Below are 12,471 nucleotides of genomic sequence, written 5' to 3'. Positions count from 1 at the left end.
CCGATGACAGCCCCGGACTCCGCTGCACCAAGGCGATTGCTCTACGTGGTGAACGAAGACTTCGCCTTCCTGCTCAACCGGCTGCCGATGGCGCGTGCGGCGCGCGAAGCCGGTTATGAGGTCCATGTCGCGACCAATGTCAACAAGGGGGCGGAAGCGATCGAAGCCGAGGGCTTCATTCTGCACCCGATTCCGTTCCGGCGCGGCGGACTGTCGCCGTTCGCAGCGATCCCCACATTGCTGGCGATCCGGCGCGTCGAGAAGGCGATCAAGCCGAGCGTTGTCCATCACTCGGGGCTGCAGTGCTGCGTCTACGGATCGGCCGCGGCGCTCGACAAGAAATTCCCGATGGTCAACGCGATCACCGGGCTCGGCTATATCTTCACCTCGGCGAACTGGCGGACGCGGCTGTTGCGGCAGGGCATGGTGTGGGTGCTGCCCTGGCTGCTCAATCGAAAGAACAGCGTCGTGCTGGTGCAGAACCCCGACGATCGCTCGACGCTCCTGACGCTCGGCATCAAGCCGACCCGGATGACCCTCATTCCAGGCTCCGGCGTCGACACCGACACCTTGCGTCCGCTGCCGGAACCCGACGGCCCCATCACCCTTGGATTCGCCGGCCGCCTGCTGGCAGACAAAGGCATTCGCGCGCTTGTCGCCGCCCACAACATCCTGCGCAGCCGCGGGCATGAGTTCAATCTGCTGATCGCAGGCAGCCCCGACCCGGCCAACCCGACTTCGGTGTCGCTCGACGAGGTCGATCAATGGGTCAAGCGTCCCGGCGTCACCTGGCTCGGGCATATCGACAACATCGTATCGCTGTGGCGAACCTGCCATCTCGCGGTGCTGCCCTCGCACCGGGAAGGCCTGCCGGTCAGCCTGATGGAGGCGGCAGCCTGCGGCCGGCCACTGATCGCGACCGACGCGCCAGGCTGCCGCGAGATCGTGATCGACAATGAAACCGGGCTCCTGGTTCCGATCGAAAATCCGACGGCGCTTGCAAGCGCGATCATGCGGCTTGCCGAATCTCGAGAACTGCGCGCGCGCTATGGCGGCGCCGCGCGCAACCTTGTGGTCGACAGGTTATCAGCGAAGATCATCGGGGGCTCGATTGTCCAGCTCTACAATGGCTTGACACTGGGCGACGAGGGCGCAGACGTCAGGGAAGCAAGGCCATTGCCGTCGCGCCCCGGCAAGGTGGTGCTGGTCAGCCAGCACTACGCGCCGTTCCCATCCACCACGTCAGGCTACATGACCGAGATCGCTGAGGAGCTCGCGCGCGAAGGCCCGGTCATGGTGATCACAAGCGCTCCGGGCTCGGCCTCGCGGCTGCCCCTCGCGCCGGGAAAGCCCGAGGTGATCGAGATCAAGAGCTGGTGGCCGGGCAAATCCGCGCTGGTCGCCCGCTCCTTCGCAGCGGTGCTGTTTTCCGTGCAGGTGTTTTTCGCGGTGCTGAAGCACGCCCGCAGCGAGGACGTGCTGCTCAGCGTCACCACGCCGTTCACCCTGCCCTATACCGTCACCCTCGCCGCGCGGATACGAAAAGCAGCCTCCGCCCTGATCATCTACGACCTTTACCCGGATACGCTGGTGATGGCCGGCTTCCTGCGCGCAACCTCGTTCCTGACGCGGTGGCTTCGTTCCGCCAACAAGACCATGCTGCGCTGGCTCGACGCCATCGTCATCATCGGTCGCGACATGGCGCCGAAGCTGCTGGAATACCCGAAGATGAACACGTCCAAGATCAATCTGATCCCGAACTGGGCCACGATGTCCGTGGGCCACAGGGAGATCAGCGAAGTCAATCCGTTCCGCCAGTCCTGCGGCGGAAAATTCGTCGTTGCCATGTCGGGCAACGCCGGATTCACCCACGATCCGGTATCGGTGTTCGAGGCTGCCCGTATCCTGAAGGATCGCCCCGACATCAAGTTCCTGCTGTCGGGCGAAGGCGTCGGCTGGACCAAGATCAAGGAGATGCAGGCGGCGTCTCCGCTGCCCAACGTCACGCTGATCGAGCGCGTCCCGGATTCCGAGCTCGAGAATTTCCTCGCCGCCGGCGACGTCTGGATCGTTCCCTATCGCAAGAACAACACTGGCGTCTCGGTCCCAAGCCGCATCTACAACATCTTTGCGGTGGGCCGTCCGATCATCATCTGCTCGGAGGCGGACGCCGAGGCGGCGATCCTTCTCAAGGAAGAGAATATCGGCTGGGTGACCCAGCCGGAGGATCCCAGGGCGCTGGCCCAGACCATCGCATTCGCGGCCTCCGAGACTGCAGCCGCGAAGGCCAAGGGCCAGCGCGCCGCACAGGTTGCCTCACGCTATACACGGCAGATCTCGCTCGGCGCCTATCGCGATTTGATGGATGGGCTCTTGCACCGTCAACTCGTTCGCCATCGGGAGAGCCTGAGGGAAGTGGCTTGAACAAGCGCGATTGCATCGCTAGACGGGGCCGGTCGCCATTCCCTCTTCCATGAACCACCCAACCGGAACCTCGCCTTGCCGCACGTAAGGACGACGCCTGTGCTTTCTTCATGAACGCCCCGGATTCTCATCCTACCATCCTCCTCCTCGCGTTACCGGCGGCTGCGCTGATCTGTGCCGCTCTCGTCGTCCTGCTGCGTCCCTTGCTGCATCGCTATGCGCTCGCCCGGCCGAACGCGCGCTCGTCGCACAAGGTACCCACGCCGCAAGGCGCCGGCATCGCGGTGATCGCGGCGACGTTGCTGGTTGCCGGCCTCTGCACGCGCCTGAACGGTTCAGCCATACCCGTCGCGCTGGTTGGCGCCACAGTGTTCATCGCGCTGGTAGGTTTTGCCGACGATATCAGGCCGATCCCGGTGGTGCCGCGGCTGTTGCTGCAGGCCACAGCCGTCGGCGCCGTGCTATGGGCGGCGCCCGCCGCCATGCGGCTGGAGCCGTGGCTGCCCCTCGCCGTCGAACGGACCATGCTTCTGATCGCAGGCCTGTGGTTCGTCAATCTGGTGAATTTCATGGACGGGCTCGACCTGATGACGGCAGCCGAGACCGTGCCGGTCACGGGCGCGTTGATCCTGTTCGGATGGCTTGGCGATCATCCGCTGCCGCCGACCATCATCGCCGCCGCGCTCTGCGGCGCGATGATCGGATTTGCGCCGTTCAACCGTCCGGTCGCAAAAGTCTTTCTCGGCGACGTCGGCAGCCTGCCGATCGGCCTGTTGCTCGGCTGGTGCCTGCTGCAACTGGCCTGGCATCATTATATCGCAGCCGCCCTGCTGCTGCCGCTTTACTATCTCGGCGACGCGACCTTGACGCTGCTCCGCCGCATGGCGAGAGGCGAGCCGTTCTGGGCTGCGCACCGCACGCATTTCTACCAGCGCGCCACCGACAACGGCATTGCGGTGTCGCGGATCGTGGCTGAGGTCTTTGCGCTGAATATCGTCCTGGCGGCGCTTGCGATGACATCGATCAAGCTTGATTCGGCAACTACCGACATCCTGTCGCTGCTGACAGGATCGATCGCGGTGGGCGCGTTGCTCTACCGGTTCTCACGCAAAAAAACGGCGTGACGCTCACGCCGCATTCGATCCGAACTCCGGCACGGCATCCTTCAGGATCGTCTTGATTGTGGTCGAGTCGTCGTTCTCGATCGCCTGCTCGAGCGCGGCGATCCATTTCGTCAAATTCTGCATCGGTGGCTCGTTCGGCTTGGCGGCCATGATGCCCGCGACGCCGATTTCGACGGGAGGCTCCTCGTTCGCGAACAGGATTTCATTGAGCCGCTCGCCCGGCCGCATGCCGGTGAACACGATCTCGATGTCGTGGCCGGGCTGCAGGCCGGAAAGGCGGATCATGCGCTCGGCAAGGTCGACGATCTTGATCGGCTGTCCCATGTTCAGCACATAGACCGAGACGTGCCCGCGCTCTCCGCCCAGCGCGTGGGTGGCGGCCGTGATCACGAGATCGCAGGCCTCGCGGATGGTCATGAAGTAGCGGACCATGTCGGGATGGGTGACGGTGACCGGCCCGCCCGCCTCGATCTGCGCCTTGAACTTCGGCACCACCGATCCGTTCGAAGCGAGCACATTGCCGAAACGCACGGAGATCAGCCGCATCGGCCGCTTGCTTCCCGGTTTCGCGGCAAGCTCGTTGTCGAGCGCCTGGCAATACATCTCGGCAAAGCGCTTGGTCAGGCCCAGCATCGAGACAGGCTCGATCGCCTTGTCGGTCGAGATCATCACCATCGCCTCGGCGCCGGCCGCGAGCGCGGCGTCGGCGACGTTGATCGATCCGAAGATATTGGTCTTCACGCCCTCGCTCCAGTCGCGCTCGAGGATCGGCACGTGTTTCAGCGCCGCGGCGTGGAACACGAGATCGGGCTTGAACTCCTTCATGAGCCGCAGGACACGATCCCGGTCGCGGATATCGGCGATCCGGCCGTCGATGACGGCGCCGGAGCCAAGCGCAATCAGCGCCTCGGTGACGGCATACAGCGCGGGTTCGGAGTTCTCGATCACCAACAGCCGCGCCGCGCCGAAGGTCACGACACGATGGCAAACCTCCGAGCCGATCGAGCCGCCGCCACCGGTAACGATGACCGCCTTGCCCTTCACCAGGGCCTCGAGACGCGCATAGTCGATGTTCTCGCTCGGCCGCAGCAGCAGATCCTCGACCGCGACCGGCGCCAGCCGCGGCGCCTCGCCGCCCTCGAGCGACGGCAGCCGACTGACGATCAGACCGAGCCGCTTGGCCCGCATCAGGACCGACTCCGGATGGGCGTCGGGCTCGAACGCCGACGGCATCATCAGCACGCGCGCGATCGACTTGTTGCGCCGGCCAAAATCCTGGATCACGTCCTCGACGTCATCGACCCCGCCGAGCACGGGGAGATTGCGGATCAGCTGGCCCTGATCGGCGGACGACGGCGACAACAGGCCGACCGGCCAGATGTGCTTGACCGCGCCGCTCTCGATGCCGCGCAACAGGATTTCCGCGTCCGCGGCGCGCCCGATCAGAAGCGTAGGCGCGGCCTCCTCCACCCGTGCATGGCGGCGTACGCGCGTGTAGCGGAAATAGCGATAGGCAAAGCGCAACGCCCCGAGGAAGGATACTTCCAGGAACCAGAACAGGACGATCGTCACCTTGCCGACAAAGTAGGCGCCGCGGACGTTGGGCGCGACCAGGATGTAGTCGAGCACGAGCAAGGCGAGGGTCATGACGGTCGCGACCCGCAGGATGTTGAGGGCATCGGGAAGCGAGGTGAACCGCCACTTGGTGGTGGTGAGATTGAAGACGTAGGAAACGACGACGCTGAGGACGAGGAAATACGGCAGGATCTGCGAGAGCAGCGGAATGCGATCGTAAAACTCCGCGCCCCCGTCAAAGCGCAGATAGAACGCCGCAAAGAACGCCAGCGCGGTCGCGATAACGTCGTGCAGGGCAATCAGGAAATTGCGCGGGGTGAGATGCGAGAAACGCGTCATTCAACGACCAATTGACAGTAAAAATCCGAGATTTTCGACAACGTTCCGGCCTCGCTGATAGCCCATCTCGCCTTCCGTTGCCAGCGCCGGGCCCCGTTCAGGAACCGCAGTCCTGCTCGACCGAACCGGCCGCGTGCGCTCTTAGCACCATGCCGCCGGCGACCCCAACCCCAAGCACATACATCCAGCCCTCGTGAAAATCGAACAGATGCGAGTTGAAGAGCGAGGTGAAGATGTTCTGCACCACGACGAGGAGGCCGATCCAGTGGGCGAGCGTCTCGCCGCGAAACGCGAGGAGATGCAGGATCCACATCGCATAAAGCAGCACGACCCCGACAATTCCCCATTGCACGGCGACATTGAGGGTCTGGTTGTGCGGGTTGCTGATGATCCGCGCCGATGCATGGTCGGCCGGACCAGCGGCGACCTGCTCGAACAGTGAGCGAGTCGAACCCGTGCCGTGGCCGATCACCGGCGCGTCCGCAAAGAAGCGCAGGGATTTCTTCCAGTATTCCAGCCGTTCACCGATCGAGGTTGACGTTCCCTGCTCGCTGTAGAGCCGATAGTCGCTGTCGAACGTCTTCACGGTCCGCTCGAGTTGCGGGGACACCGCCCAGGCAAGGCCGGCCAACGCGATCGTCGCGCAAAGGATCGCGAGATTGGTGCGCCGGCGCAAATGCATCAGGCCGAAGACGGCGAACATGATCGGCATCGTGACGAGCGCGGTGCGCGAAACGATGACGAAGGCCATGGTGAGGACAAAAAGCGACGCGATCGCGCAGAGCAGAAGCGCGAGCCTGATCCGCCCCTCCCGCAACAGCTTGACCACCGGGTAGGCAAGCGCCACGGCGCACAGCGTGAATTCCTGGCTTTGATCGATGTAATCCCCGACGAAGATGCCGCGGGACGCATGCCCTGCCTGCTTCATGGTCAATTGTGGGTAGTAGGTGACGATCCACGACATCACCGCGAGCAGCGCGCAGGAGATCAGGAACGCCATGAAGATCGATTGCCCGCGCTCCGAGCGCTCGAAATGATGGAACAGAAACGGCAGCATCAGGAGTTTTACGGTCGGGCCGACCGCGTAAAGCCGCTCGCCCCATGACGCCTCCGACCACAGAGTGCCGACGGCCGCCAGCACGAACAGCGTAATCGGCACCGCTGCGATCGGACGCTTGAGCGACCGCAGCAGTGCCTCGATATCCATGAACGGCACCATCGCGATCAGCATCAGGACCGCGAAAACCGCGACCAGCGTCGTCGACCATGGCAGCGAAAGCGCGAGCAGGATCGCGGCGACATCGGCTGCGGTGATCCAGGTCGCGGGTGCGCGGACCAGCCTCGTCAGCGAAGCAAGTGCGGCGTTTTCCGCGACCGCAGTCACGCCTTGCCTCCGCGGGCGCGGTTGACGAGCGACGTCGTCGAGAAGCCTTGCAGGATGTCGACCAGCATCACTTCGCCGCCATAGGCCTCGACGATCTCGTGACCGACCACGGTTTCGCGGGTGTAGTCGCCGCCCTTCACCAGCACGCTCGGCTTGATCTCGGTGATCAGCCCGAGCGGAGTGTCCTCCTCGAAGATCGCAACGAGATCGACGGCTTCGAGCGCCGCCAGCACCTCGGCGCGCGCGGCCTCAGACTGGACCGGACGCCCCTCGCCCTTGAGACGCTTGACGGAAGCGTCGCTGTTGAGGCCGACAATCAGCCGGTCGCAGGCGCCGCGCGCCGCGGTGAGCACCTTGACGTGACCGGGGTGAAGAATGTCGAAGCAGCCGTTGGTGAAGCCGATGCGCAGGCCTTGCTTGCGCCAGGCCAGAAGATGCGGTTCGAGATCGCCGCCGGCGATAACGATCTTCTCCTCCGCCGCAAGATAAGCGTGCGGCAGGATCTTTCGCCGCAGCTCCGCCGCGCTTACGGTTGCGGTACCCGGCTTGCTGACCGCGACCGCGGCGGCCGCGCTCGAAATCCGCAACGCCGCTTCCCAATCCGCCCCTGCGGCGAGCGCCAGCGCGAGCGCCGCAACGACCGTATCGCCGGCGCCCGAGACGTCGCGCACCTTGACCGGATGCGCCGGCACATGGATGGTCTCGCCCTTGCGCGGCACCAGCGTCATGCCGTCTTCGCTTTTCGTCACAAGGATCGCATCGCAATCGGCGAGGATGATGGCGTCGCGCGCAGCCTCCGCGATGGCCTGGTCGGAATCGGCACGGCTGCGGGTCGCTTCGGCAAATTCCTTGCGGTTCGGCGTGAGCAACGTCGCACCGCGATAGATCGCAAAATTGGCGCTCTTGGGGTCGACGATCACCCGCTTGTGCGCTTTCCGCGCGGCATCGATGACGTTCCGGATCACCCGCGCGGTCAGCACGCCCTTGGCGTAGTCGGACAACAGGACGATGTCGGCGCGGGCAAGCTGTGGCAGGATCGCATCGATCAGCTTCTGCTCGATCCCGGGTGCTGCCGGCACGGCGCGCTCCCAGTCCGCGCGCAGCATATGGGTGGAAAAATGCTCCGAGACGAAACGGACCTTCCGCGTCGTCGGGCGCGACGGATCGCCGACCAGCACGCTCTCGACGCCCTTGTGCTGCGCAAGCTCCGCTTTCAGTCTGGAACCCGCCTCGTCCTCGCCGATCAGGCCGATGAATATGCAGCGTCCGCCAAGCGAGACGATATTGCGTGCGACATTGCCGGCGCCGCCGATATTGGTCTCGCTGCGCTTTGCGGCGATTACGGGCGCCGGCGCTTCCGGTGAAATCCGCGACACCTCGCCATAGACGAACTCGTCGAGCATGAGATCGCCGATGCAAAGCACCGTCTTCTCTGGAATCGCATGCGCGAGGCTGTCAAAATCGAACATGTGGATCCGTTTTCCTCTTGCGGCCGTCAGCGGAAACGATCGGCAGCGTCGAGGAAGTTCCTGACGTAGCGCGCGACCGCGTCTTCCAGCACCGTGAAGCCGCCGTTATAGCCGGCAGAGCGCAGCCGATCGACCTCGCTCTGCGTGAAGTACTGGTAGCTGCCGCGAATCTGCTCGGGCATGTCGATATATTGGATATTCGGCCTCGTGCCGAGCGCGGCATAGGCCGAGAGGATCAGATCCTTGAAGCTGCGCGCCTTGCCAGTTCCGACATTGAAGAGGCCGGAAACCGTGGGCGTGGCGAGCAGCCACATCATCACCCGCGCGACGTCGTCGACATAGATGAAATCGCGCCGCTGATCGCCATCGGCGATGCCCTCGTGGTGCGACTTGAACAATTGCACGGGGCGGCCGGCCTTGATATCGTCGAAGCGACGCGCCAGCACGCTTGCCATCGTCCCCTTGTGATACTCGTTGGGGCCGAACACGTTGAAGAATTTCAAGCCCACGCATTGCGGCGGCAGCTTCTCGCCATGCGCGATGCGCTCGGCGACCACGAGATCGAACAGGTGCTTGCTCCAGCCGTAGAGGTTCATCGGCCGCAGGGTTTTGAGCGCTTCAAGCGATGGATCGTCCGAGAAACCTTGTGCGCCGTCGCCGTAGGTTGCGGCCGACGAGGCGTAGATCAACGGCGTCGCATGCGCCGTGCACCAATCGAGCAGCCGCAGCGAGACGCGGAAATTGGTTTCGATCACGGCGTCGCCGTCGGTCGCGGTCGTTGACGAATTCGCGCCGAGATGGATCACGGCATCGAGCTTCCGCCCACCCAGCCAAGCCATGAGCTCGGCAGGCGGGACGAAGTCGGCGATCTGCCGCTTGGCCAGATTGCGCCATTTGCCGTCACGGCCGAGCAAGTCGGAGACCACGACATCGGCACGACCGGCGTCGTTCAACGCGGCCACAACATTCGATCCGATAAAACCGGCGCCGCCGGTCACCAGCAACATTCCGTCCCCTGCCTTGAACTTCGGGGCCAGCTTTGCCCCACTCCCGACGCCCAGGCAACTTCGCAGGTCGGATTTGGTGAAAACCGTTGGTGACTTTACCTGCTCCAAGCGAGCGGCTACCCACATATATCGCCGAGCCAACACTCGAATGAATGAATATTAATTCACAATATGCCGAAGCGGTTGAAGACTCGGACGATACCCGTCCGATCCTGATCGTGCCCTATATGTGGGTCGGCGACTTCATGCGCGGGCATACCGTCGTGCGCGTGCTGAAGCAGCGTTGGCCGAACCGGCCGATCGACCTTCTGACCACCACGCTCTGCGCCCCGTTGGTTGATTACATGCCCGGGGTGCGGGCGGGGATCGTGTGGGATCTGCCCCGGAGTCGGCTGGCGCTGGCCAAGCAATGGGGGCTGGCCGCGCTCCTGAGGGTGCGGGGCTATGGCACGGCTCTGGTTCTTCCACGGACCTGGAAATCCGCTATTGCCCCGGCGCTCGCCAGGATTCCGGAACGGATCGGCTTCGTCGGAGAAGCGCGATTCGGGCTGATCAATCACTGGCGCTGGGGCGAAAAGGCCCTGCCCCGCTTCATCGACAAGAACGCCGCGCTGGCGCTGCCGGACAAGGCGCCCCTCCCCCCGGAATGGCCGGTGCCGCAGCTCGCCGTTGCCGCGGACGAGGTCGCGCGCTGGCGAAAGACCCAGCAGCTCGGCTCCGGCGCGGCGGTCGCGCTGGCGCCGGGCTCGGTCGGCGCCTCCAAGCGCTGGACCTATTACGGCGAGGCGGCAAAGCTTCTGGCGGAACAGAACCTCGACGTCTGGGTCGTCGGCGGCCCCGGCGAAAAGGCGCTGGCGCAGGAGATCGTGGCGATCGGCGGGCCACGCGTCCGCGATCTCACGGGCGGCGTCGATGTCCGCAATGGCATCCTGGCGATGGCCGCCGCCGATGTCGCGATCTGTAACGACTCCGGTCTCATGCACATCGCGGCTGCCTTGGGCACGCCGACGATGGGTATTTTCGGGCCCACCAGCCCCTATCTGTGGGCGCCCCTGAACGGGCTTGCGGCGACCGTGCAGACCAAAACGCAGCTTGCCTGCCAGCCCTGCCAGCGAACCGTCTGCACCATGAACGATCACCGCTGCATGCGCGACATTCCACCGTCCCATGTGGTGGAGATTGCACGGCGTCTGCTCGATCAGGCCGGCGGCCGGATCGTGCATTGATGATCGCGCCTTGCGCCGACGCAGCGCCGTCATTACCAAGGCGTTGCAGCATACCCTTGCCAAGTGAGTCGCGATCGTGAGCCAGGATTCGAAGGACTTCATCGGCGTTCATCTCAAGCAATCGCTCGCTGCGTTCGAGCGCGCCACACGGGATGCATCGATGCTCGCGACCGCGCGGAAAATCGCGGACGTCTCGATTGCGGCGCTTCGTGCCGGCAACAAGCTGCTGCTGGTCGGCAATGGCGGCAGCGCCGGCGACGCGCAGCATATCGCCGCCGAAATCACAGGCCGCTACAAAAAGGACCGGCCGGCTTACGCGGCCATCGCGCTCACGACGGATACGTCCGCGCTGACCGCGATCGCCAATGACTACGGCTACGAGCAGGTGTTTTCCCGCCAGGTCGAGGGGTTGGGCCGGCGCGGCGACGTGCTGCTCGCGCTCTCCACCTCGGGGCGCTCGGCCAACATCCTCGCAGCATTGCGCAAGGCGCGCGAGCACGGCCTGGTGACGATCGGCTTCACCGGTCCCAAGGGGGAAGCCATGCGCGGGCTCTGCGATCACCTGTTGGTAGCGCCCAGCGACGACACGCCGGTGATCCAGCAAATCCATCTCGCCGTGGCGCACGGCATTTGCGACGCTATCGAGCAGACGCTAATGAGCGGGACGTGAACGCGACGCTGCAAAGGCCCGCCGCCTTCCTCGACCGCGACGGCGTCATCAATCATGACGACGGCTATATGGGCACGAAAGAGCGCATCCGCTGGATGCCCAACGCCGCCAGGGCGATCCGTCGGCTGAACGACGCCGGCTATTTCGTGTTCCTGTTCACCAACCAGTCCGGCGTCGCACGCGGCTTCTTCACCGAACAAGAGCTCAACCATCTGCACGACTGGATGTGCGCGGAGCTGTTGGCGCTGGGCGCGCGCATCGACGACCTCCGCTATTGCCCGCACCATCCCGAAGGAACGGTGGCCGGCTATCTGGAGGACCATCACTGGCGCAAACCTGCGCCTGGTATGATCCTCGACCTGATGCAGCACTGGCCCGTGCGCCGCGAAGGCAGCTTTGTGATCGGCGACCGCCCGAGCGACATCGAGGCCGGACAGGCCGCGGGCCTGCCGGGATTCCTGTTCGAGGGCGGCGATCTCGATGCCTTCGTGGCCGGCGTGATGGCTCAGACCAGCCGCCCATAGACCTCCGCGATCGCCCGCGCCTCCGCATCGAGGCTGAACTTTTCCAACACGCGCTGCCGCGCCTGCGCGCCCATCGCGCTCGCCGCCGCGACATCGCGCATCAACGGCTCAAGCGCCGCGGCGAGCGCGTTGGCATCGCCCGCCGGAACCAGCACGCCCGTGATGCCGTCGTCGACCACCAGTTCCGCCGCGCCCGCGCGCGCGGCGACGAGCGCAACGCCTGCCGCCATCGCTTCGATCAGCGTCAAGCCAAAGCCTTCGTTGCGCGAGGTAAAGGCATAGATGGTGAGGCGCTGGTACCAACGCTGGACCTCTTCGATGTCGAGTTCGCCCGTGATGACGATGCGCGAGGTGAGCCCCGCCGCTTCGATGCGTCTTTTCAAATCGTTGGCAAAGCCCACCTGTTCCGCCACGATCGCGCCGACCATGACGGCGGTGAAATCCGGATAACGCGGCAGCAACCGGCACATCGCATCGACAAAAACGTCACTTCCCTTTTGCGAACGGATGCGTCCGAAGCAGCCGATGGCGTAACGCCCCGGCAATCCGCTTTCCGCAAACGCCGCCGCGCGATCCTGCGGCGGCGCGTAGATATCGGTGTCGACGCCGTGCGGAATGACGGTCGCGTCGCGCTTCAGATACGACGCCGACGCATCCGACGTCGCGATGATCGCATCCATCTTGCTGATCAGCCATCGCGTGAGCCGTTTGTGATGGCGCTGCCCCGCC

10 protein-coding genes and 1 pseudogene are annotated in these 12,471 nt (G+C 64.6%); 6 read left to right on the top strand and 5 right to left on the bottom strand.

Annotation, left to right across the window (positions count from 1 at the left end; all coding sequences use genetic code 11):
• Positions 1 to 3: 3 nt before the first annotated feature.
• The 3 genes and pseudogenes from VKR55_RS13720 to VKR55_RS13710 form a co-directional block, all read left to right on the top strand.
• Positions 4 to 1,137 (top strand): annotated as a pseudogene (locus VKR55_RS13720) (glycosyltransferase family 4 protein); the annotation flags it as partial.
• 114 nt (positions 1,138 to 1,251) lie between these two features.
• Complete coding sequence (locus VKR55_RS13715; RefSeq protein WP_324404159.1) at positions 1,252 to 2,424, top strand: glycosyltransferase family 4 protein; 1,173 nt, start codon at positions 1,252 to 1,254, stop codon at positions 2,422 to 2,424.
• A gap of 110 nt (positions 2,425 to 2,534) precedes the next feature.
• The gene (locus VKR55_RS13710; protein ID WP_324404079.1) at positions 2,535 to 3,548 is read left to right on the top strand and encodes an MraY family glycosyltransferase; all 1,014 of its coding nucleotides are present in this window, start codon (positions 2,535 to 2,537) and stop codon (positions 3,546 to 3,548) included.
• Positions 3,549 to 3,551: 3 nt separating this feature from the next.
• Here VKR55_RS13710 and VKR55_RS13705 read toward each other — a convergent pair whose 3' ends face one another.
• The 4 genes from VKR55_RS13705 to rfaD form a co-directional block, all read right to left on the bottom strand.
• Positions 3,552 to 5,462 carry a polysaccharide biosynthesis protein gene (locus VKR55_RS13705; protein WP_324404077.1) on the bottom strand — a complete coding sequence of 637 codons (1,911 nt, stop codon included), beginning with the start codon at positions 5,460 to 5,462 and terminating at the stop codon, positions 3,552 to 3,554.
• Positions 5,463 to 5,559: 97 nt separating this feature from the next.
• A complete protein-coding gene (locus tag VKR55_RS13700; protein WP_324404075.1) occupies positions 5,560 to 6,846 on the bottom strand; it encodes an O-antigen ligase family protein in 1,287 nt (428 codons plus the stop codon).
• Entirely contained in the window at positions 6,843 to 8,315 is a 1,473-nt protein-coding gene (rfaE1, locus tag VKR55_RS13695; protein ID WP_324404073.1) for a D-glycero-beta-D-manno-heptose-7-phosphate kinase, read from the bottom strand. Before rfaE1 ends, VKR55_RS13700 begins: the two co-directional genes overlap by 4 nt.
• Before the next feature lie 26 nt (positions 8,316 to 8,341).
• Positions 8,342 to 9,322 (bottom strand): ADP-glyceromanno-heptose 6-epimerase, encoded by a 981-nt coding sequence (gene rfaD, locus VKR55_RS13690; protein WP_324404071.1) that lies wholly within the window; start codon positions 9,320 to 9,322, stop codon positions 8,342 to 8,344.
• 152 nt (positions 9,323 to 9,474) lie between these two features.
• Here rfaD and waaF point away from each other — a divergent pair, with 152 nt between their 5' ends.
• The 3 genes from waaF to VKR55_RS13675 all read left to right on the top strand — a co-directional run bounded on the left by waaF (position 9,475) and on the right by VKR55_RS13675 (position 11,742).
• Positions 9,475 to 10,548, top strand: coding sequence for a lipopolysaccharide heptosyltransferase II (gene waaF, locus VKR55_RS13685; RefSeq protein ID WP_324404069.1), 1,074 nt, complete (start codon positions 9,475 to 9,477; stop codon positions 10,546 to 10,548).
• Positions 10,549 to 10,624: 76 nt separating this feature from the next.
• On the top strand, positions 10,625 to 11,218 hold the full coding sequence (locus tag VKR55_RS13680; protein ID WP_324404067.1) for a D-sedoheptulose 7-phosphate isomerase: 594 nt from the start codon (positions 10,625 to 10,627) through the stop codon (positions 11,216 to 11,218).
• Positions 11,215 to 11,742, top strand: coding sequence for an HAD family hydrolase (locus VKR55_RS13675; protein ID WP_324404065.1), 528 nt, complete (start codon positions 11,215 to 11,217; stop codon positions 11,740 to 11,742). The genes VKR55_RS13680 and VKR55_RS13675 overlap by 4 nt, the downstream gene beginning before the upstream one ends.
• On the opposite strand, the gene VKR55_RS13670 is transcribed toward VKR55_RS13675, so the two are convergent.
• The coding region (locus VKR55_RS13670; RefSeq protein ID WP_324404063.1) for a glycosyltransferase family 4 protein at positions 11,724 to 12,471 on the bottom strand (748 nt) is incomplete at its 5' end. The genes VKR55_RS13675 and VKR55_RS13670 overlap by 19 nt on opposite strands.

The organism is Bradyrhizobium sp. (genome assembly GCF_035309285.1).
In the GTDB taxonomy this organism is placed as follows: domain Bacteria; phylum Pseudomonadota; class Alphaproteobacteria; order Rhizobiales; family Xanthobacteraceae; genus Bradyrhizobium.
Note: the sequence above shows the minus strand (reverse complement) of the source record. Positions and strands in the feature narration are given on the sequence as shown.